23 protein-coding genes are annotated in these 20635 nt (G+C 43.4%); 22 read left to right on the forward strand and 1 reads right to left on the reverse strand.

The features are described from left to right. The first annotated feature begins 2 nt into the window (after positions 1-2). The 6 genes from ACS3UD_RS00970 (at position 3) to ACS3UD_RS00995 (ending at position 4733) form a co-directional block, all read left to right on the forward strand. Positions 3-875, forward strand: coding sequence for a secretion protein F (locus ACS3UD_RS00970; protein WP_308138197.1), 873 nt, complete (start codon positions 3-5; stop codon positions 873-875). Positions 876-887: 12 nt separating this feature from the next. Then, positions 888-1295: a DUF4320 family protein gene (locus ACS3UD_RS00975; protein WP_308138196.1), complete on the forward strand. Its 408-nt coding sequence runs from the start codon at positions 888-890 to the stop codon at positions 1293-1295. 8 nt (positions 1296-1303) lie between these two features. Beyond that, entirely contained in the window at positions 1304-1849 is a 546-nt protein-coding gene (locus ACS3UD_RS00980) for a hypothetical protein (protein ID WP_308138195.1), read from the forward strand. A gap of 124 nt (positions 1850-1973) precedes the next feature. Next, positions 1974-2537: a DUF6550 family protein gene (locus ACS3UD_RS00985; RefSeq protein ID WP_308138194.1), complete on the forward strand. Its 564-nt coding sequence runs from the start codon at positions 1974-1976 to the stop codon at positions 2535-2537. 64 nt (positions 2538-2601) lie between these two features. Further along, on the forward strand, positions 2602-4287 hold the full coding sequence (locus tag ACS3UD_RS00990) for a hypothetical protein (RefSeq protein WP_308138193.1): 1686 nt from the start codon (positions 2602-2604) through the stop codon (positions 4285-4287). 104 nt (positions 4288-4391) lie between these two features. After that, the gene (locus ACS3UD_RS00995; protein ID WP_308138192.1) at positions 4392-4733 is read left to right on the forward strand and encodes a DUF3852 domain-containing protein; all 342 of its coding nucleotides are present in this window, start codon (positions 4392-4394) and stop codon (positions 4731-4733) included. 45 nt (positions 4734-4778) lie between these two features. On the opposite strand, the gene ACS3UD_RS01000 is transcribed toward ACS3UD_RS00995, so the two are convergent. Then, positions 4779-5618: a helix-turn-helix transcriptional regulator gene (locus tag ACS3UD_RS01000; RefSeq protein ID WP_374049921.1), complete on the reverse strand. Its 840-nt coding sequence runs from the start codon at positions 5616-5618 to the stop codon at positions 4779-4781. Positions 5619-5818: 200 nt separating this feature from the next. On the opposite strand from ACS3UD_RS01000, the gene ACS3UD_RS01005 reads away from it, so the two are divergent. The 16 genes from ACS3UD_RS01005 (at position 5819) to mobP3 (ending at position 20545) form a co-directional block, all read left to right on the forward strand. Next, positions 5819-6259: a hypothetical protein gene (locus tag ACS3UD_RS01005; RefSeq protein WP_308138190.1), complete on the forward strand. Its 441-nt coding sequence runs from the start codon at positions 5819-5821 to the stop codon at positions 6257-6259. 162 nt (positions 6260-6421) lie between these two features. Beyond that, positions 6422-7324, forward strand: a complete 903-nt coding sequence (locus tag ACS3UD_RS01010; protein WP_308138189.1) for a conjugal transfer protein TrbL family protein — start codon at positions 6422-6424, stop codon at positions 7322-7324. A gap of 23 nt (positions 7325-7347) precedes the next feature. Next, the gene (locus tag ACS3UD_RS01015) at positions 7348-7737 is read left to right on the forward strand and encodes a DUF7768 domain-containing protein (protein WP_308138188.1); all 390 of its coding nucleotides are present in this window, start codon (positions 7348-7350) and stop codon (positions 7735-7737) included. After that, the gene (gene dcm, locus ACS3UD_RS01020; RefSeq protein WP_308138187.1) at positions 7737-9878 is read left to right on the forward strand and encodes a DNA (cytosine-5-)-methyltransferase; all 2142 of its coding nucleotides are present in this window, start codon (positions 7737-7739) and stop codon (positions 9876-9878) included. The genes ACS3UD_RS01015 and dcm overlap by 1 nt, the downstream gene beginning before the upstream one ends. Before the next feature lie 3 nt (positions 9879-9881). After that, positions 9882-10145: a hypothetical protein gene (locus tag ACS3UD_RS01025; RefSeq protein ID WP_308138186.1), complete on the forward strand. Its 264-nt coding sequence runs from the start codon at positions 9882-9884 to the stop codon at positions 10143-10145. Further along, complete coding sequence (locus ACS3UD_RS01030; RefSeq protein WP_308138185.1) at positions 10142-10729, forward strand: hypothetical protein; 588 nt, start codon at positions 10142-10144, stop codon at positions 10727-10729. Before ACS3UD_RS01025 ends, ACS3UD_RS01030 begins: the two co-directional genes overlap by 4 nt. After that, entirely contained in the window at positions 10722-12554 is a 1833-nt protein-coding gene (locus ACS3UD_RS01035) for a VirB4 family type IV secretion system protein (RefSeq protein ID WP_374049920.1), read from the forward strand. Before ACS3UD_RS01030 ends, ACS3UD_RS01035 begins: the two co-directional genes overlap by 8 nt. Then, entirely contained in the window at positions 12532-13053 is a 522-nt protein-coding gene (locus tag ACS3UD_RS01040; RefSeq protein WP_308138184.1) for a hypothetical protein, read from the forward strand. Before ACS3UD_RS01035 ends, ACS3UD_RS01040 begins: the two co-directional genes overlap by 23 nt. 13 nt (positions 13054-13066) lie before the next feature. Then, positions 13067-14104, forward strand: coding sequence for an amidoligase family protein (locus ACS3UD_RS01045; RefSeq protein WP_308138183.1), 1038 nt, complete (start codon positions 13067-13069; stop codon positions 14102-14104). A 10-nt stretch (positions 14105-14114) separates the two neighbouring features. Further along, positions 14115-14618 carry a gamma-glutamylcyclotransferase family protein gene (locus ACS3UD_RS01050; RefSeq protein WP_308138182.1) on the forward strand — a complete coding sequence of 168 codons (504 nt, stop codon included), beginning with the start codon at positions 14115-14117 and terminating at the stop codon, positions 14616-14618. A gap of 4 nt (positions 14619-14622) precedes the next feature. Then, positions 14623-15723: a M23 family metallopeptidase gene (locus tag ACS3UD_RS01055; RefSeq protein WP_308138181.1), complete on the forward strand. Its 1101-nt coding sequence runs from the start codon at positions 14623-14625 to the stop codon at positions 15721-15723. A gap of 17 nt (positions 15724-15740) precedes the next feature. Then, positions 15741-16316 (forward strand): DUF6329 domain-containing protein, encoded by a 576-nt coding sequence (locus tag ACS3UD_RS01060; protein ID WP_308138180.1) that lies wholly within the window; start codon positions 15741-15743, stop codon positions 16314-16316. Between the two features lie 59 nt (positions 16317-16375). Continuing rightward, positions 16376-16741 carry a DUF3846 domain-containing protein gene (locus tag ACS3UD_RS01065; RefSeq protein WP_308138179.1) on the forward strand — a complete coding sequence of 122 codons (366 nt, stop codon included), beginning with the start codon at positions 16376-16378 and terminating at the stop codon, positions 16739-16741. Between the two features lie 19 nt (positions 16742-16760). Further along, positions 16761-17015, forward strand: coding sequence for a DUF6103 family protein (locus ACS3UD_RS01070; protein WP_308138178.1), 255 nt, complete (start codon positions 16761-16763; stop codon positions 17013-17015). A 447-nt stretch (positions 17016-17462) separates the two neighbouring features. After that, a complete protein-coding gene (locus tag ACS3UD_RS01075) occupies positions 17463-17885 on the forward strand; it encodes a hypothetical protein (protein ID WP_308138177.1) in 423 nt (140 codons plus the stop codon). Then, positions 17885-20545, forward strand: a complete 2661-nt coding sequence (gene mobP3, locus ACS3UD_RS01080; protein WP_308138176.1) for a MobP3 family relaxase — start codon at positions 17885-17887, stop codon at positions 20543-20545. Before ACS3UD_RS01075 ends, mobP3 begins: the two co-directional genes overlap by 1 nt. Positions 20546-20635 lie beyond the last annotated feature (90 nt).

The following is a 20635-nucleotide window of genomic DNA, read 5'->3' on the forward strand; positions in this document are numbered from 1 at the left end:
CGATGACAATCTATATACTTTTATTCGGAGTTCTCCTTGGATTAGGACTCTTTTTTATTGCTGCCGACCTGCTAAAACTGCCTACCCTTGCTACGGAAAAGGCAATGATGTTGGCAGGAAAACAAGCAAAATCCAAGCCTAAAACCATTGATACTTTGCTGCATTCAGCAGCGGTAAAGCTGTCAAAATATATCCCAATGGATGAGTATAAAAAAAGCCGCATGGCTAATGTGCTGTCAGCTGCAGGTTTTTCGGAAACACCGGAACTCTTTACAGTAATGGCTATTGTTAAATCTGCAGCTGTTGCCTTGGCGGTTATTCCCTGCCTTGTGGTGCTGCCCCTTATAGCTCCTATCGTATTGTTTCTTGCCGTTCTTATCTATTTTAAGGAGATTCGCAAGGCAGATGAGGCACTGTCTGTAAAAAGAAACAAGATTGAGCAGGAACTTCCAAGGTTTGTGGCGACCATCACCCAGGAACTAAAAGCCAGCCGGGATGTACTGTCTATGCTGGAAAGCTTCAAGAAAAATGCAGGAGAGGACTTTGCCGCTGAGCTTGATATTTTAACTGCCGATATGCGTTCGTCTTCTTATGAAGCCGCTCTCACACGCTTTGAAGCAAGGTTTAATTCTCCCATGCTATCAGACATTACCCGCGGTCTTATTGGAGTGCTGCGAGGGGATGACAGTGCCATGTATTTTCAAATGCTCTCCCATGATATGAAACAGCTGGAACTGCAAAGGTTAAAAGCACAGGCTATGAAGATACCGCCTAAAATCCGTGTATTTTCCTTCGTTATGCTCATGTGCTTTCTGATGACATATATGGCAATTATTATCTATGAAATTATCCATTCCCTTGGCGGGATGTTTTAGGAGGGCGGTGTTATGCTTAGAAGAACTAAATACATTCTAAAAAACAGACGAGCCGAAGGGTACATTGATATCTGCATTCTAGTAATCTGTGCCATGCTAATTATAGCCCTTGCAGTGAGGGTCTTTCCTGTCTATATCCAAAAACAGCAGACAGATACCTTCGCAATAGAGCTGATTCGAGAAGCAGAAATAGCAGGCCGTGTAGGTACTGAAACCACCCGCCGTGAGCAGATGCTATCTGAAAAAACCGGGCTTTATCCTACCGTTACATGGTCAAAGACAGGTAAGATACAGTTAAATGAGGAAATAAGGGTAACAGTTACCTATCAGGCAAATATCGGGTTGTTTTCAGGCTTTGGCTCCTTTCCCATTACCCTGCGTTCAGATGCGGCAGGAAAATCAGAAGTCTATTGGAAGTAGGTGGTGACATGGAAAAAATCAAAAGGATTATAAAAGATAAAAGAGCAGCATCCTTTCCCCTTATCATAGCCATCACCTTATCTCTGGTTTTGATTTTCAGTGGTATTTCGGAATATTTCCGTCTGATGATTGTAGCACAAGGTGTTCGGGATGCCGTGCAGGCCGCTGTTATTTCGACAGTTAATGATAATTACGATGATGTATATCATGGTGTCCGTGAAGGATATTCGGGAGCTTATCAGCCAATTGCATCTGACTTTGAAGAAAGTCTTGATTATGGCGATATATATAATAGACTGGATAATATCCTTGGGCTCAGACAAAGCAGCGGATATCATGAAAAGCGTACCTCGGAAGATAAATTGGAATTTCGTATATGGGGACTCTCTGTAAATATTAAAAATGCACCCTTTGCGACAGGGGATCAAAGCTTGGCACGGTTTCAAGCTGACAGCACCATTATGCTGGAAGTGCCGGTATCCTTTGGGGGAAAGCTACTGCCGCCTATGCAAATCAAATTGAAAACCAGCGCCGGTTATACCCCAAGGTTTTAAGTACAGAATCTATGTTAATGGAGTATTCAAAAGCTTTTTATAATATTGATAGACTTTTGAACTATCATGTGGTAGGGTGTGGCTTAACAAAATAGATTAAACTATAGACAAGGAGAATGCCTTTATGAAAAATATAAATAACAAAGTGAAGAAATGGCTGATTATTTCAGGCGGGCTGGTGCTAAGTATGGTACTTTTGGTTGTGATCATGAACCAGTTTAAAGCGCCGCCTATAAATGACTTGGATCTGCCTGACCAAAATAGCGACACACAAAAAGTAGCAGTAGAAAGTCCTGATATAACAGAAAAAGAAGATGATATTAAAGTGCCGCCTATTGAAATCGAAAAGGAAACCAATAATGCTAACGGAGTAGATAAAGGCACTGAGCAGACTATTCAAGCCGATCCTATAAAACCTGAGTATACCGATGAACAGCTTATAAATCCAGACCAAAAGCCAAACGGCGAAAAGGTCACCGAACAGGATAAACCGGTTGAGCATACTAAGGTAGAAAACCCAAGCACATCACCTAAAAGTGATAATCAGCCTCAAGGCGGGGATGTTAATAGCAAAGGCGAAACCTACCTTCCGGGGTTTGGATGGATAAAAAACAGCGGCGAGAATCAAGGAATCGCAGGTGAAAGCGATGGAGATATTAACAAGCAAGTAGGAATTATGGGTGAGTAAATAAATATAGCATAAAAAATGCACTGCACAGGCGGTGCATTTTTTATTGCAGAAAGGAGTCTGAATGAAGAAAATATTAATGATAATTTGCCTGTGCCTTGCCCTTATATGCTGTTCTTCCTTGCTGGCTTTTGCAGTTGGTGATGGGAATATTGACGGCGGCGGAGGCGGTATGGGCGATGGCACAAGCACCAACTCATGGACACCGGGAAACGATGGTGTAAGGGTGACAGTGGTAAGAGCCAGTGATCATGCGATAGTAACTACTCCTATTGATCTCACCAACAAAATTCCCCCTTCAACTATAGTTCATTTTGGCAAGGTTAGTAAGTTAAGTTATAGCAGTGGCAAAAGTCTATCCCCACAACAAGGTTCTTTTCAATATATAAATCCTTCTCAAACAATGCCGCGTATAGTAAGCACTAACGGCAGTAACAATATTGAAGCCATAAAAAGGTATTTTTGCTCGGAATATACGGTGAAATTAATTTCAAATCATACAGGTATGGATTATGATGTGCTGATTAATGGTGATTACAAGCTACTCCTCGAACCCTTTGCCTTCTACAAGTTTGAGGGTGTTATGATTGCTACCACGGCTACTGAAGCAGCCTTATATGATGAACAGGTAAGCGGTCTGCTGAGAAAGAGGATGACATCACTATCTCATAAGAACCTGCCTCTTTCTATGTTTTTGGAGGTTTCAGATCTTGGCTATCCGGCATGGAGCGGAAGTAAAACCACTACCGCATCAAATGCGGACATTAAATCCAGCCTCGGTCTTGGTATTGTTCGTTTTCAGGAAGAACCAGAAGCTCCTGTGGTCTCTGCCTATGATTATGAGTATAGGGTAAATACCGAGGTAATCACATCAGTAAGGGTAAGCGGAGGTCAGTCTGATCCCGATAATCCAACTCAAGTAAGCTTCACCATGAACGGCACAACCTATAACGTAGGCAATGTCTATTATCCAAGTGGAGACAGTCAACTTGCCTGGGTAAAATGGAGAACGCCGGCGACTGAGCAGGACATGGTAATTCATGTATCTGTAAGAGGTCCGGGCGGAACCGATAAGAGCATCATAAACTGCAAGATCATAGATTTGGATAAAAATCCCCCGCCTAACCCTGTTGCTGATGATAGAAATAACAGCTTTCAAAAAAGCCATGTACCGCAGCGAGTAGAAAAAATAAGAGCTGATTGGACAGTTTGGAGTCCATGGTGGAGGGCATATTGGGTGTGGCACGGAGATGATGAGGATGGGTATTGGTGCGATCACGGATGGTGGGAATTTGATTTAAACAGATATTATGCTTCTTTTTCTGCGAATATGAGCATCCTTTGCGACAGTAAAAATCCCACAGCTAGTGGCCGCATAATGAAATCGGGCTATGGAATTAACCAGGTAGTATCTGCATCGGTTAGCAGCAATCAATCTACTGCTATAACAAATCCGCAGAATGCTGTAAGCTATTTTCCTGAGTTTAACTACGGCACTTACTGGAGACTGCTGGAGCGAATGCAAAGCGGCAGCACTACTCGCTTTGAATTTCAGAAAAACAATTACTCAACTTATAAGAACAGAACACACTTCAGCCCTGTTTGGATGCCGGATGGAAGTTATGAGGTAAATACCTGGGTTCTTGATAGCTGGACTCCGGTCGGGATGCTCTCAACAAATCTGACCGATAGCCTGACCATCCGTGGATCACTTTGGGATGATTGGCATGTCGCACCGTTAAAGCCATAAAAAGAAGGAAAGAGAACAATAGAAATCCCTGCAAGTGAGAAACGACAATTCTCATCCGCAGGAATTTTGTCTTGATAATATGAAAAGAAAGAAAGGCGGTCTCTATGACGAAAAATAAAAAAAGAGTCTTGATGCTGACTTGTGCCTTTGTGCTCTCCATGCTTTTTTGTACAACGGCTTTTGCAGCCGGTACCGGGGACGTGGCAGGAGCAATTGAGGGCACATGGCGAGATGCTTCAGGGCAGATAAAAACAGTGGTAAACAATGTGGTATTCCCGGCAATCGATCTTATTTTAGCTGTGTTTTTCTTTGCTAAACTTGGGATGGCATATTTTGATTATCGCAAGCATGGCCAATTCGAGTGGAGTGCCCCGGCAATATTGTTTGCCTGCTTGGTGTTTACCTTAACGGCACCGCTCTATATTTGGACAATTTTGGGGATGTAGGCATAAAGTACAGAGCGGTCAAAAATCCCGCTCTGTACAAGTCAACTATTTAATTGGTAAAAGCTCAATATAACCCCTTGTGCCGATGGGTTCGAGCTGTATGCGAGGGTTTTCTTTATCCCATTCTGACTCAATTATAGCAGGGTCATACTTGGAAATCGCTGTTTGCACTTCCTCAATTGCAGCACAGTAATCCTCTTCTGCAAAAGGCTCACCCCTAAACATCAAATAATTTGCAGCAGGGAGTTCAATCACATCAAAGTCATCGGGGATGATACCATCATAAGTAATAGGCACCTCTACACCCTGCACATACTCAGAGGTGCCTGAAGCAATATATTTCTTTGGCAACCATAGACAAACAGGCTCGCCACTGATTGACTTGATGCTTTGCAACAACCCCCACACATCACAGCCAACCTCTTCGCAATAAGCGAAATAATCGGTAGCTTTTACACCTCTTTTGATAAGTACCTTGCGTTCAGGCTTTGCAATAATTTGAACAAACACGTTTTTAATTTCTTTCATAATCTTCTCCTTTCGCGGTGTTCGATATTTTACTCCGTAAGGAATAAAGAGATGGATTGGAACAGGGTTTTTTGCATAATCTTTTGGATTGCAGCCAAACTCACGAAAAAATGCTCGTTGGTAACCGTCTGTACTGCCAAACCCAAGGTTTAATGCAACATCAATAATTTTGACTGTTTCATCCCGTAATCTCAGAGCCGATTTTGATAAGCGTAACCTACGAATATATTCAGCCGGAGTTGTATTCATCTGCTGTACAAAAATCCGATAGGAGTACCATGGCGAAAACAACGATACCTTTGACAAATCGGCAAGTGTAATTGTATCCGCCAAGTTTTCCGCTATATAGTCCTGCATTCGCTGGACAGCCTCAATATGTTCTATCAACTCTTCACCCCCTCGTACTGTCTATATCTTATCGCAATCAGAAAATTAGTTCTCGACTATTTTTGCTAACTTAGATTAAGTATAACATCCTGCAAGAATATAAACATTATTTTGCAAGAATACTTTCGACGATTTTAGAAATATGAAAAATTAACAGTGGAGGTTAAAACATGAACTTTTTTGAACAAAACTTAAGAAAATGCACCGAAGGGTATGAGGATGCAAAATTTATCGGCAATGCCCTATACATTCCCTTGGGCGAAAACAACAGGCTGAAACTGCAATTTGTCACCTTGGGATATGCAGATCATTATGCGGCCATTCGTCTTACCGCACTGGATAAGAACAACGGAACCATCGATAGCACTACACTAAAATTCATGGATATTTGGGGTAAGAAGAGAGTAAACAATCCCAACTTCAGTGATGGGATTATCCCGTATGCGTGGGCATATAACGGTGTAACGGAATGGTATGTATACCAGCCAACACCAAGGGATTTTGAGCTGCTATCAGAGCAGATTGACAGCTATGCCGAGCTTTTTATGGAGCGAAACTATCAGCAGAAAGAAACAGAAGATGCAGGCCTTAGTATGAAGCAATCCATGTAAACTATATATGGGAGCAAAATTCATACTCGAAATATTTGAAAAAGATGACGAACAGATAAGATCGATAACCGGCTAACTGCTCGTCATTTTTTATGCAAAAATCAGGGGCATATCGTGATAAACGGTATGTCCTTATTCTTTTTACAGGGAGGTGATTCACTTTTGTTTATATGGGATTTTATCCTTGGCGATGTAATGAGCCAGCTTATTGACTGGATATATGGTCAGGTAATCGGATTTCTCGGTGATTTCTTTTCACAGATGGGAAACATGGGTGTGGAATTGTTTGAAATGAACTGGGTAGCCTCAATCGTGTTGTTTTTTTCTTATCTGGCTTGGGCGCTGTATGGAACAGGCTTGGTGGTATCCTGCTTTGAAACCGGCATTGAATACCAACACGGCAGAGGTAGTATCAAGGATGCTGCATTAAATGCCATTAAAGGTTTTATGGCAGTATCCCTATTTACCATCGTACCGGTGGAGCTGTTCAAGCTATCGGTCAACCTGCAAAGCAGCCTTACTGCAGGCATCACAGGTTATGGCCAAAGCTTTGGTGAAGTAGCAAACCAAATTATTACAGGGCTTGGCAGCACTCCAGACCCAGGCAGTGCCATAAGCTCCGGTATCTTTGGGGGATTATCAGTTATTACAAGCCCAATCATGCTGCTCTTTATAATTATCATGATGGGTTATTCTGTAATAAAAGTGTTCCTTGCCAACCTTAAGCGGGGCGGTATTCTTCTCATTCAAATAGCAGTGGGCAGCCTGTATATGTTCTCTGTTCCAAGAGGGTATATAGATGGCTTTATACAGTGGTGCAAGCAGATTATCGGCTTATGCCTTACAACTTTTTTACAGGCAACGATTCTAACAGCCGGGTTAATGGTGCTAAAAGATCACGCTTTGCTTGGACTTGGGCTCATGCTTGCAGCAGGAGAAGTGCCGAGAATTGCAGGTGCTTTTGGTCTTGACACCAGTACTAAGGCAAATATGATGAGCGCCGTCTACACGGCTCAAGCGGCAGTCAGTACTACCCGAACCATCGTGCAGGCAGTTGCCAAATAACAATAGAGAAAGGAAAAAGGTCTATGAAAATTATATATGTAGCATCCCCCTATACCGGGGATGTCCAAAAGAATACAGAGTTTGCCAAACGAGCGTGCCGTCATGTAATGGAACAAGGGCACGCCTTTTTTGCGCCGCACTTGTTATATCCCAACCTGCTCTGTGAATCTGTACCAGCGGAGCGGCAGTTAGCGCTGGATATGGGAATAACCATGCTCTCTGCCTGCGATGAATTATGGTGCTATGGTAATCGAATTTCCCAAGGTATGATGGCAGAAATTACAGAAGCTGAAAGGCTTGGCATTCCTATTCGCAGGGTAATGGAACAGGATAATAACTTTGTCATTGGAAAAGTCAAAGGTAATAAACAGGCCGAGGCTCCCATACCGGCAATGGCAATTGGTATGGTCTAATGATGACCATGGGGAGCCTCTTTGATGGGATTGGAGGCTTCCCTCTTGCGGCGGTTAATAACGGTATAACGCCTGTGTGGGCAAGCGAAATAGAAGCCTTTCCCATCGAAGTAACAAAAATAAGATTCCCTGATATGCTCCATGTGGGGGATATTACAAAGCTAAATGGAGCGGCACTGCCGCCTGTTGATGTTATCTGCGGCGGCTCACCATGTCAGGATCTGTCTGTTGCCGGCCAGCGCCGTGGTTTGGCAGGTGAACGCTCAGGATTATTCATGGAGCAGACACGTATTGCAAAGGAGATGAGAGAAGCCGATGAGCAAAGAGGTATGCCAACTCACCTTATTCGACCTCGATACCTCGTTTGGGAAAATGTACCCGGAGCCTTCAGCTCAGCAGAGGGGGAGGACTTCCGGGCGGTTATCGAGGAGATCATCCGCATTAAGTACGATTCCTGTGATGTGCCTCGACCTGAATCCGGACGCTGGCAATCTGCTGGGGCTGCCCTTTTGGGAAATGAATTCAGCCTGGCTTGGCGAGTGCTGGACGCTCAATACTGGGGAGTCCCCCAGCGCCGCCGTCGTATCTTCCTTGTCGCAGATTTTGGAGGATGCACCGCACCCAAAATATTATTTGAGCAAGACCGCCTGTTTGGGAATTTTGCGGAGAGCCGAGGCACGGGGCAAGGAGCTGCCACAGCAACTGAAGGAAGCCCTGATGATTCAGGCGGAGCTTGTCTGACACCATGGGATGTTCAAAGTCGCCGTATTTTTGAGGAAACAGGAACATGGCCTGCCCTTTATGGCGGTCAAGGCGGCGGGCATGGGTATATTCGGACAGAAGAAAAAGAGGCTGTGGGTTTTGATGGTTACAACGGTGATCTCACCGGAGAGGTATCCTCAACCCTCGGTGTTAATTGCGGCATGTCTACCGGCAGAAACGGTATTATTACACAGACACCAATAGCTTTTGCTGCCAATCAACGTGATGAAGTGCGAGATTTAAATGATATTGCAGGGGCATTGCAGGCACAGCCGGGCATGAAACAGCAGACTTTTGTGACTGATGTAGAAAAAATCAGTGCCTTTCATGTCAATCAGCGTGATGAGGTAATTGATTTACATGGTGTATCCGGTGCATTGCTGGCAACCCGTAATATGCAGATGCAGACCTTTGTCACCCAGGAGCCGCTCTTATGCTTAAATGACCATGGCGGTGACCGGATGGATATCACCGAGGAAGTAACCCCGACTTTAAGAGCGGGCATGGGCGGTCATCCACCGCTTGTCACCCAACCAATCACAGCCGGTGCTGGGATGAGCGGCAATAACCAGCCTGTATTGTTTGAAAATCATCCAAAGGACGGCAGGTACAACGGTCCCCTTGGAGTAGCTCCGACACTCGCTGCCCGTATGGGGACAGGCGGAAACAATGTTCCCTTAGTCGGTAATTCTGTAGTGTTCTCCCTTGATTCCAAGGAATCCAATAGCATGAAATCAGCAAATCCCAATTCAGGGTGCAGGGAAACAGAGATAGCCCGAACCATTGATACTACTAATCCTGACCCCAGTAAAAACCAAGGCGGTATAGCTATCCTGCAGGAAACAATCTGTATTGCAGGAAATACAATTGGTCGCCAGCCTAAAAATGGCGGGAACGGACTTGGATGCCAAGCAGATATTGCCTATACCCTTACATCTACAGACAGACATTCAGTATGTGAGCCATATCAAAAAGTGGTCGGGGCTTTATGTCGTGGTGATGAAAAAGGCATTGGCAACCAGTATGTAAGCCAAGATAAGTGTATTGTGGATGGGTTTGGGATATATGGTCAATCCCAGTTCGGGAACTATTCCGAGGGCTGTACCACCTTGCGTGCGCAGGGCGGCGATAACGGCGGAGGTAGCGAAAACCTTATAGCAACTGCCGGCGGAAAGAATAGAAAACTCATTCGCCGTCTTACTCCTCTTGAATGCGAACGGCTTCAGGGCTTTCCTGATGGCTGGACGAATATCCCTGGTGGCTCAGACAGTGCCAGGTACAAGGCACTTGGAAACAGTGTGGCGATACCCTGTGTGGACTTTGTCCTCCGTGGTATCGCTTATTTTTTACAAAGAATTTATAGTGAACAGGAGGATTGAATCTTGTATATTTACCCCGATAACTTAAAATCCAAGGCCACTTTGTGGCTGTGGGAGCTTAGAGATATAGGAATTATTGGTGTAGGCTGCCTTATATCTGTGTTTGCCCTATCTCAGCTTGGATGGCTTTTGCCCATCGTAGCAACAGCAGTCTATGCCTTTTTATCTATCCGCTTTGAGGATACCAGCATTCTCGATTTTATACGATACGCCGCTGTATTTTTCATGGGCAGACAACAGCTTTATGAATGGAGGGAAAGTGCATGAGCAGAAAAAAGAAAAATGAAGCTAAAGAAAAGGCATCTACAAGGCAGCTTATGGGAATTAAAAATATCAGCAGTCATGCACTGGTGACCGGTCATGGAGAACTGGTATTTTTTATGATTAAGCCCACCAACATCAGTGTGCTTTCCGAAAGCAGCGTAGGCGCAAGAATATATGCTTTGATGAATGTTCTAAAAGGCATCGCCGAAATTGAAATGCTTTGCCTTAACAGCCGGGAGAACTTTGAAGATAATAAAGCGCATCTTAGAAGCCGCATGGAACAGGAAGAAAACCCGGTTATACGAAAACTCCTTCAGCAGGATGCTGTTTCTCTTGACCGCATGCAGGTGCAGATGGCCACAGCCCGTGAGTTTCTCATCATCATCCGCCTGCGTGACGATAAGGAATCAGAAGTTCAACCCTACCTTTCCCGTATAGAAAAATCTCTGAAAGACCAAGGTTTCACTACAAAAAAAGCAGCTGAAACCGATATAAAGCGTCTCTTAGGTGTTTATTATGAGCAGAATGTCACGACAGAAAAATATGAGGATTTTGATGGAGAAAGGTGGGTGATTGTTGGTGAGTAAAGTCAGAAAGAAAAAAACTGTAACACCGGCAGAGGATGCTAAAATTAAGGATTTTCTCGACATGATAGCCCCAGGTATTATTAAATTTAATGTTGACCATTTTATTTGCGGGAACACTTTTCGCTGTGTCTGGGTTCTGCGTGAATATCCAACCTCTACAGATGAGCAGGCAATCCTGCGACATTTAGGCGAAAAGGACGGTGTAACTCTACGCATCTACACAAGGCAGGTTACTCCGGGAGAGGAAAAGAAAATCATCCATAACGCTGCCAATAAAAATCGCATGGATAGAAGCAGCACCAATAACCTGCAGCAAACTGTCACCGCCGAGAGCAATTTACAGGATGTGGTGACATTGGTATCAGCCATGCACAGAAACCGTGAACCTCTTCTTCATTGTGCCGTATATATCGAGCTGACTGCCCATGATCTTGATACGCTAAAGCTATTGCAGACCGATGTTCTTACGGAACTTGTGCGAAGCAAGCTCAATGTGGATAGGCTTATACTCCGCCAGAGGGAGGGCTTTATTGCCGTGGGTCCTGCCGGACATAATGTGTTCGGGAGTCAGTATGAACGGGTCTTGCCTGCCAGCAGCGTAGCAAACCTTTATCCCTTTAATTATTCCGGCAAGACTGATCCGGGCGGTTTTTATCTTGGACGGGATAAATTCGGAAGCAATATTATCGTAGACTTCGATAAACGGGATGATGATAAGACTAATGCCAACATCCTTATTCTTGGTAACAGCGGCCAGGGTAAAAGCTATCTCCTTAAATTAATTCTCTGCAATGTGCTGGAAGCAGGTAAAACTGTTCTCTGTTTAGATCCCGAGCATGAATATGTGGAGCTTGCTGAAAATCTCGGCGGGTGCTTTATAGACCTTATGTCCGGTCAGTATATGATCAACCCATTAGAGCCAAAGGCATGGGATGAAAGCGGCAGTCTTGGTGATGCAGATGCACCACAAGCATTTCGCCAGCGGACAAAACTCAGCCAGCATATATCTTTTCTTAAAGACTTTTTCCGCTGCTACAAAGACTTTGATGACCGTCATATTGACACCATTGAAATTATGTTAGGCAAGCTCTATGAGAAGTTTAACATCAGTGACCGCACCAATTTTGCCAAGCTGACTGCCGAAGATTATCCCATCCTCTCCAATTTGTATGAACTGATTGAGGATGAATATAAAGGCTATGACAAGAGCAAATATCAGCTTTATACGGCGGAGCTGCTGCAGGAAATCCTGTTGGGGCTTCACTCGATGTGCATGGGTGCGGAAAGCAAGTTTTTTAATGGGCATACCAATGTGACTTCTGACCGCTTTATTGTATTTGGTGTTAAAGGCTTGCTGCAAGCCAGCCGAAATGTAAAAAATGCTCTCTTGTTTAATGTTCTGTCCTTCATGAGCGATAAGCTCTTAACTGAAGGTAACACTGTCGCCAGCATCGATGAGCTGTATCTGTTCCTTACCAATCTCACTGCAATTGAATATATCCGTAACTTTATGAAGCGTGTCCGTAAGAAAGAGTCAGCGGTTATTTTAGCATCACAAAACCTTGAGGACTTTAACATTGAAGGAATAAGAGAGCTGGCAAAACCGCTGTTTTCAATTCCTACTCATGCTTTTCTCTTTAATGCAGGCAATATTGATAAGCAGTTTTATATGGATTCCCTCCAGCTTGAGGAATCAGAATACAACCTTATTCGCTTTCCCCAGCGAGGTGTGTGTTTATATAAATGTGGCATAGAGCGGTATAATCTTGCAGTTCATGCCCCTTTATACAAGGAAAAACTGTTTGGTAAAGCAGGCGGAAGATAATATAGAAGGGAGAAAAATAATGGATAGATTAAAAAATCATAAGGAGACTAAAACAGGGCTTCTTGAAGATATGCTGTCTTTTATCCACTACACTCCAGACCGGGAAGCGGATATTTTAGCTTTTATGGAGAAATATCAAAAGACAGAGAATGAAGAACGCCCTGCTATTTTAGAAAACCTACGGCACTGTATGGACGGAAAAGAATATCCTAATCCTTATGCTGGGGGCTATCATTATACACCGGAAGATGTGTCTTTGATGGAGAAAATTTTAGACGAATATATCGATGATCTCATATTGGCGGAAGGTGATCCTGCCGCTATATCTGAATGTGTTAAAGATACGGTCTTAAAAATCAATGCTCTCAATGAAGAATGCGGTCGTCATTTAATTGATACTTGGCGAAGGGAGAGGCTTTGCAGTTTCATAAACTCAGCTGCAGAAACGGCAGGACTTACACATGAAAAAGACCATACGCTCCAGCACAGAATGTGGTAAGGGCGGTGATTAAATGGAGATACAAGGCCAGGATTTTGGAATTGAAATTGAGATGACCGGTATTACAAGAAGCCGTGCCGCAGAGGTAATTGCTGAATATTTAGGCACGACTAAGGAATATGAAGGCACCTATTACGATGTTTATTATGCCCGTGACAGCGAAGGGCGAAAGTGGAAGCTTATGAGTGATGCCAGCATTGACTGCCAAAGAAAAGAAGGACGCAGAAAAGTGAGTGCCGACAGAAGCTATAGCGTTGAGCTGGTAAGCCCCATCTGTCAGTACAAAGATATTGAAAACGTACAGGAGATGATACGAAAACTAAGGGGTGCAGGCGCTTTTGTTAATTCCTCCTGCGGAATTCATATTCACATCAATGCAGCTCCTTTTGAAGCCCCTAAGCTTCGCAATCTTGTCAATATCATGGCTGCAAAAGAAGACATGATCTATAAGGCACTTAAAGTTTCAAGGGGCAGAGAAACCAGCTACTGCCAGAAAATTGATCCAATCTTTTTAGAACAGATTAATCGTAAAAAACCGGCTACTTTAGAAAAACTTAAAAGTATTTGGTATAACGGAGGCGATGGCAGCCGGGAACATTATCATTCCAGCCGCTATCGCTGTCTTAATTTGCATAGTGTATTTCAAAAAGGCACGGTTGAATTCCGTGCCTTTAACGGTGATTTGCATGCCGGTAAAATTAAAGCCTATGTTCAATTCTGCCTTGCAATCACAGCACAGGCTCTTAATCAGCGTTCGACAAGTCCGATTAAAACAGAATCAACCAATGAAAAATATACTTTTCGTGTATGGCTTTTGCGTCTTGGTTTGATAGGTGATGAATTTAAAACAGCCCGAAAACATCTGCTGGATCATCTTGAGGGCTGCATTGCATGGAAAGACCCTGCCCAAGCGGAAAGGCAAAAGGAAAGACTGAGAGAAAAGCGTGAAGCGGAAAGGGTGCAGGCAGAAGAAGCAGAACAACAACCAACTGAAGAAATTGTTTTGGAAGCGGAGGATGAGGAATCCCCCGCTTTTACTATGTCGATGTGAGGGAGTGCTTATGGAAAACAAACTATATATTGCCTACGGCAGCAATCTTAATCTGCCTCAAATGGCAAAAAGGTGTCCTACCGCCAAGGTGGTAGGAACATCTGAAATCAAAGATTATGCCCTTGTTTTTAGAGGCAGCGGTCATGGTGCGGTAGCTACCATTGAACCTTGTGTGGGAAGTTTTGTCCCTGTTTTACTTTGGAAAATCAGGCCGGATGATGAAAAAGCACTTGATATCTACGAAGGGTTTCCAAGGTTTTATGAAAAAGAAACCATGGAGCTTATACTGGACGAAAAAACTATTCCTGCCATGGTTTACATTATGACTCCGGGGCACCGTCTGGGCTATCCGTCTGATTATTATTACAATACCATCCTCGAAGGATATAAAAGTGCAGGGTTTGACCCTGCTATTTTGGAACAGGCAATAGACTATACCGAACAGCTTATGGAAAGTGAACCCGAGCCAGAGCAGCAGAATTTGTTTGGATTCGGCAACCTGAAATGGTGGTGATTTTATGGCAGACCCAGCAACGATAACAATGGCAGCAAAAGCCGCTGCTACAGCCCTAACAGATGAACGAGTTCGTAAAACCATTGGCTGGACAATCGGTTTGATTCTATCGCCAGTAATTTTAATAATTGTTTTAGTCTGCAGCCTGTTATCAGGTACATCAGATCACAACAATACAGCAGTAGGCCTGTGCTTTGACGGCGGTGTTATTTCGGGCAATGTTCCCGAGGATTACCGTGGATATATTGAAGATATGAGAAACAGTTTTACTCTTTTAGACGACACCATTGCCACAGTAAATAGTGACACGGAAGATGGAGAAAGCCTCGACTCGGTAAGGGTTAGGGCTATTTTTTATTCTCTGTTTTTCGGCGCAGATAGCCCCTCAAGACTTGAACACAGGCAATTTGTAGACTCATTTGTCACCTATGAGGAACGAAGCAGAACGGTCACTTCTACCGATGCAGACGGCAATGAAACTACAGAGGAAGAAACCTATACCGTGGCGGTTCCCATTAAGGAACTGCCCGTAGTATATGAAAATATTTTGTCGTCTATGAGGATAGCCATCACTCATGAAAGCCAAATCAATGCAACAGAAATTTATTACCGTGTGCTTTATGGCAGACCGGCGCCAACCTATGGCCATGAATTTGACGAATGGTCAAACAGCTTGCCCCTGTCATCCACACCCTTTATCGGAGTAGATGGCTTCTGCTCACCCCTTGGAGAGAATTGGCGCAGCATGGTCACCTCGGAGTTTGGATACCGTAAAGACCCATTCACCGGCATGGGCTCAGGACATAGCGGAATTGACCTTGGTGCGCCCAAGGGCACATCTATTCGTGCAGCACTGCCCGGTACAGTTTATGTGGTTCGTTATACCACCAGCGGATACGGCTACCATGTGATGGTGGATCATGGCGGTGGCTTTGTCACTCTTTATGCCCATTGTTCCAAAATACTAGTAAGCGAAGGGCAGACCGTAGATGCCGGAAGTATTATTGCTGAAGTGGGGTCTACCGGTAGAAGCACCGGAAACCACCTGCACTTTGAAGTGCGAATCAGTGGAGAAAAGCAAAACCCAAGAAGTTATTTACCTTAAAGGAAGGAGTCAAATCAATGAAGTTACAAGTACCCTTCGAAAGAAAAATACCGACTTTTAATTTAAGCGAGGCTTTTATAGAAGCAGTTGTTATTTTACCGGAGCAAAAGTTCAAAGCTTTTTCAGGCGGGCTTCTTAAAGATGAAGATTTTATTAAAGACCATAAGGAGTCCATGTATGTTGATGAAAAAGGTGTTCGGCATTCTCTGCTTTTGCTAAGTGAACATGCAGATGACGGTTTCCTTGTAGAAAGCCAGGGCTATGATTATGCCAGATATGTTGCATGGCTGCCCCGGATAAAACCCTATTTTAATCAGCAAATGCTAAAGCTTGCAGATGCCCTTATTAAAGAGGGATGCTTAAATACGGGGAGCGGAAATTGGATTACAGACTTTGATGAAATCCAAGAACGCTATGGAATTACTATAAAAAACGGCAATGGAATCGGTGAACAGCTGCTTCACATTTTAAACAGTGCAGATGAAATAGCCGAAGTGGAAATGACTGAGGAAAGCTTCGATATGACATTTTATTTAGATTTCTGCCCAAATAGTGTTCAAGACAAGACGGGAATGTCGATGCAGCATATTTAAGTAAGCAGATTTTTGTGAATATGAACTAGCGAAAAACTATAAATTCAGGAGGAAAGTTTATGAGTAATACGATTAAAGTATTAAAAATCGATGTCGGTCAGCCGCCGGTTATAAAGGACATTCAAAATGATCTTGACGGATTGCAGGCTGAGGTTGGCGGTCTTATTCAGGTGATTGGACTTGAAGATGATTGTCTACTGGTCTGCAATGATGAAGGTAAACTCAATGGTATGAAACCAAATCGATGGTTTTATGATGACATCATTTGCGGTCCCTTTTTTATTTGCGGCGATAGTATGGAGGGCGATTTTATTTCTTTGACAAGTGAGCAGGCAGAAAAATATGCAGAACGATTTGCTGACTCTCCTGCCTTTACTGGCGAAGAACAAGAGTTGGAGCCACGTATTACATTTATCAGTTTTTAACGATAGGAGGATTATTATAATGAAAAAGGCTAATATCACACTTAAAATGGAAGCCCAAAGACTTGAGGCTACCAAAAGATATATGGAGAAAAAGGATGTATCTATTGAGCAGGAGCTGGGCGAAGCTTTGCAAAAGCTTTATGAAAAACATGTACCGGCTGCCGTGCGTGAATACATTGATGAAACCGCTGACAGCATGCCTGCTCCAAAAGCTAAAAAACAGAAAGAGAAAAATAACGCAGCGGCACCCAACCAATCGCAGGGGATAATCTAAAGTAAGGTATGAAACGGCAAATGCAGGAGAACAGCACACTCCCCTCTGTCACCCCCCTGTTTGCCCCTGTGTGGGCTTTTCAGCCCACGGGTAGAGTAGTACACCACTTGGCACATTAGAGGGCAATTTGAAGGAACGTTGCGAACAGGCAGGACCCAAAAGCGAGCAAAACAATCTCGTCATAACCGTGAATCCATAGGTTTAAAATACAGCAGGAGAAAGAGAGGTGCTGTAAACGCACCTCTCGGTCACAGCGGACGGCAGTGCCGACCGCCTTTGTACCAAAAATACAGCCTTTTCCCCATAGGATAAAATCTTGCCAAAGGTGCTGTAAATCCCCATTTATGCTCTCGTAGGTGCTGTAACACTTATCTAACCCAAGCAGTGCCAGCATTTTCAAGGTGCTCCCCATGGTGCTGTGAGAAAAATATAAGGAGATTTGATCAAATGAATGAGAATAAAACTGAGCTGAAACAGCGGGTAGTAGCATGGCTCTATCCGGATATGATTCAAAACATGGAAGATATGATTCAGGCAAAGAATATGAAAAACCATACCGAATTTATTTCACAAGCGGTGGATTTCTATATCGGATATCTAAGTTGTCAAAACAGCACATCTTTTTTATCACAAAATTTACTTGGAGCCATTCAAGGTACTTTGCAAAACACAGAAAATCGTGTGGCAAATAATCTGTTCCGCTTGTCGGTGGAGATTAGTATGATGATGCATCTTTTAGCCGCCACGCTGGAAGTCACCGATAATGAACTGCAAAGTCTCCGGGGTAGGTGTGTTGCAGAAGTAAAAAAGACCAGAGGAAAAATCAAACTGGATGATGCAGTTTTATTCCAGCAAGGTGTTGATATCTAATGGCAAGACTGGTTATTAAAAATGGTTATCTTAAAGGCAGAAAAGCTACATCCCATCTAAATCATCTGGTCAAATACATCGCCACTCGTGATGGTGTAGAAAAAGTTTCTAATGCTAAGGCACTTTGGAATAGCACCAAAAAGCAGCAGTCGCTTATTACTCAAATCATTCGAGAATTTCCCGATAGCAAGGAGTCACTGGAATATGAGGACTACCTTGCCGAGCCAAATCGTGAAAATGCTTCTGAATTTATTTCTATCACATTGGAACAGCACATTGAACAAGTCGGTGACAAAGAAAAATATCTTGACTACATCGCAAACCGTCCCAGAGTAGAAAAGTTTGATACCCATGGTCTGTTTACAGTAGGAGAACAACCGCTTATTCTTTCGCAAGTTGCAAAAGAGATCGCAGAGCATAGCGGTAATGTGTGGACACCGATCATTTCCCTTCGCCGTGAGGATGCTGAAAAATTTGGATTTGATAATGCTCAAAGCTGGAAAGCATTAATTTCTTCCAAAGCCATGGAGCTTACAGAAAGCCTTAAAATTCATCCGGACAATTTGAAATGGTATGCAGCCTTTCATAATGAGAGCCATCATCCCCATGTCCATATGATCTGTTACAGTACAAATCCAAATGAAGGATATCTTACTAAGCCGGGGATTCGCAAAATGAAATCAGCTCTTGCAACGGAAATCTTCCGGCAGGAGCTGATACCTTTATACGGAGAAAAAACTCAAAAGCGGGATGATCTTACTAAAGAAGCGCGCATTGCACTTCGAAAACTGCTGATACAAATGCAAAGCGATACCCTTAGAAGCGAAAAAATTGAAGAGCTTATCACCTATCTTGCGGAGTGTCTGAAACATACCACAGGAAAAAAACAATATGGATATCTAAAGGCAGAACTTAAAAATGTGGTGGATGAAATTGTAGATGAGCTTGCCAAGGATGAAAGAGTGGCCAAAGCCTATACTCTATGGCAAAAAGCAAAGGGGCAGATTGAGAGTATCTATACCGAAACACCATCTCAGCAATTGCCGCTTTCAAAATGCAGTGACTTTAAATCTATTCGTAACATGGTTATAAAAGAAGCAATGGAAATTTCACAAGGAGAATTTATCTTTGATGAATCAGAAACAGCAGATTCTATAATACCCGCCCCCCCTGCCGATAGTAGTATGCTGCCCGGCTATTTTCCTCCAGAGAATGCAGACGACATTCAAGATGAACTTGAACCTCAAAAAGAAGCTGGCAGACACCATGGAAAAAGCCGCACCCCTTCATGGTGGAGTGAGAACTATAAGCAGGCAAAGCAATTTTTCTATGGTAATGAGGATGCCGGAATCAGTCAGGATTTTGAAAAAGCCTATAGCCTGTTGCTATTGGAAGCAGAGCGAAATAATCCCCTTGCTATGTATGACCTTGGCAGAATGAATGCGGATGGTCTTGGATGCAGTGAAGATGCTGATAAATCGCATCAAAGGTATGAAAAGGCACTCACAGTATTCCATGCTGCCGAGTCTGAAAAGCCTTGGAAATATGCCCAGTATCGTATTGGGAAGATGTATGCAGCAGGGCTTGGTACAGAACAGAATTATATGAAGGCCGCTCAGTGGCTTACACAATCGGCAAGTGAAAAATATAAATATGCGGAGTATTCTCTTGCTGGTCTTTATTATATGGGTAATGGTGTGGAGCAAGATTACCAAACCGCATTTGAATTGTATCTACGCTCAGCTAAACAGGGTTTTCCCTATGCCAGCTTTAAAGTAGGCAAAATGTTTCGTGATGGCATTGGCTGTGATAAAAATGAAACGAAAGCAGAAAAATATTTCACTAATGCATTTCATGGATTTACTTCCTTGGAAAAACAAAGCCATGATGATAAGCTTCAATATCGTCTTGGCTGGATGCTTTTAAACGGTATCGGCACAGAAAAAGATATATTGCAGGCACGAAGCTATTTTGAAAAGGCGGCATTGGTGGGAAACTCCTTTGCCGCTTATCAGCTCGGCAAGCTGTACTTGGGCGGTGAAGGTATTTTAAAAGATATCCCTGAAGCCTTGCGTTGGCTTAACCTTTCCGCTAAACAGAAAAATCAGTTTGCAGAATATGCCCTCGGTTGCCTTTATCTAAGAGGTGAAGATGTTACAAAGGATGTAGCAAAGGCAATTTCATATTTAAAAAGTGCAGCTATAAAGGGGAATGAACTTGCCGAATACCGCCTTGGAAAGCTTTATCTTACAGGCGAGGATGTCCCGAAGAATGTGGAAATAGCTTTGCAATATTTGACCGCTTCCGCAAATCAAGGTAATCAATATGCCCAATACACCCTTGGAAAGCTTTATCTGATGGGAAAGAATGTTCTGAAAGATAAAGAAGAAGCCGTAAAGTGGTTCATACTCTCGGCAGCACAGGGCAATATCTATGCTCAGTTTTTTCTTGACCATATAGATGAGTTCAAAGAACCGTCTGTGATGCTGGCAGCCACAAGGTTATTGCATCACATGAGCCGTATTATCGGTGATACTGCACCGGCAAGAATGCCGCCGAACCAGCGTGCTGATCGGAAACTCCTGCAGAAGATAAGGGCTAAGAAGCAGGCGCAGGGTCACAAGCAAGATGATCATGAACAGTCCATGCACACATTATAAAGATTGGAGGATCTGTATGAAGAAACGGAAAGAAGAAAATATTAAGCCGCACCTCAAAAAATTACTCATGCCAAAGCAGCACCGGAGCGT

Source organism: Sedimentibacter sp. LTW-03, assembly GCF_052059825.1.
GTDB lineage: Bacteria > Bacillota > Clostridia > Tissierellales > Sedimentibacteraceae > Sedimentibacter.

Bases quoted from the DNA above. Each gene is read 5' to 3' on its own strand.
- ACS3UD_RS01000 (WP_374049921.1), bottom strand. From the start codon at position 5,618: ATGCAGGACTATATAGCGGAAAACTTGGCGGATACAATTACACTTGCC.
- ACS3UD_RS00980 (WP_308138195.1), top strand. From the start codon at position 1,304: ATGGAAAAAATCAAAAGGATTATAAAAGATAAAAGAGCAGCATCCTTT.
- ACS3UD_RS01030 (WP_308138185.1), top strand. From the start codon at position 10,142: ATGAGCAGAAAAAAGAAAAATGAAGCTAAAGAAAAGGCATCTACAAGG.
- ACS3UD_RS00970 (WP_308138197.1), top strand. From the start codon at position 3: ATGACAATCTATATACTTTTATTCGGAGTTCTCCTTGGATTAGGACTC.
- mobP3 (WP_308138176.1), top strand. From the start codon at position 17,885: ATGGCAAGACTGGTTATTAAAAATGGTTATCTTAAAGGCAGAAAAGCT.
- ACS3UD_RS00995 (WP_308138192.1), top strand. From the start codon at position 4,392: ATGACGAAAAATAAAAAAAGAGTCTTGATGCTGACTTGTGCCTTTGTG.
- dcm (WP_308138187.1), top strand. From the start codon at position 7,737: ATGATGACCATGGGGAGCCTCTTTGATGGGATTGGAGGCTTCCCTCTT.
- ACS3UD_RS00990 (WP_308138193.1), top strand. From the start codon at position 2,602: ATGAAGAAAATATTAATGATAATTTGCCTGTGCCTTGCCCTTATATGC.
- ACS3UD_RS01075 (WP_308138177.1), top strand. From the start codon at position 17,463: ATGAATGAGAATAAAACTGAGCTGAAACAGCGGGTAGTAGCATGGCTC.
- ACS3UD_RS01065 (WP_308138179.1), top strand. From the start codon at position 16,376: ATGAGTAATACGATTAAAGTATTAAAAATCGATGTCGGTCAGCCGCCG.
- ACS3UD_RS00975 (WP_308138196.1), top strand. From the start codon at position 888: ATGCTTAGAAGAACTAAATACATTCTAAAAAACAGACGAGCCGAAGGG.
- ACS3UD_RS01005 (WP_308138190.1), top strand. From the start codon at position 5,819: ATGAACTTTTTTGAACAAAACTTAAGAAAATGCACCGAAGGGTATGAG.
- ACS3UD_RS01060 (WP_308138180.1), top strand. From the start codon at position 15,741: ATGAAGTTACAAGTACCCTTCGAAAGAAAAATACCGACTTTTAATTTA.
- ACS3UD_RS01050 (WP_308138182.1), top strand. From the start codon at position 14,115: ATGGAAAACAAACTATATATTGCCTACGGCAGCAATCTTAATCTGCCT.
- ACS3UD_RS01055 (WP_308138181.1), top strand. From the start codon at position 14,623: ATGGCAGACCCAGCAACGATAACAATGGCAGCAAAAGCCGCTGCTACA.
- ACS3UD_RS00985 (WP_308138194.1), top strand. From the start codon at position 1,974: ATGAAAAATATAAATAACAAAGTGAAGAAATGGCTGATTATTTCAGGC.
- ACS3UD_RS01070 (WP_308138178.1), top strand. From the start codon at position 16,761: ATGAAAAAGGCTAATATCACACTTAAAATGGAAGCCCAAAGACTTGAG.
- ACS3UD_RS01015 (WP_308138188.1), top strand. From the start codon at position 7,348: ATGAAAATTATATATGTAGCATCCCCCTATACCGGGGATGTCCAAAAG.
- ACS3UD_RS01045 (WP_308138183.1), top strand. From the start codon at position 13,067: ATGGAGATACAAGGCCAGGATTTTGGAATTGAAATTGAGATGACCGGT.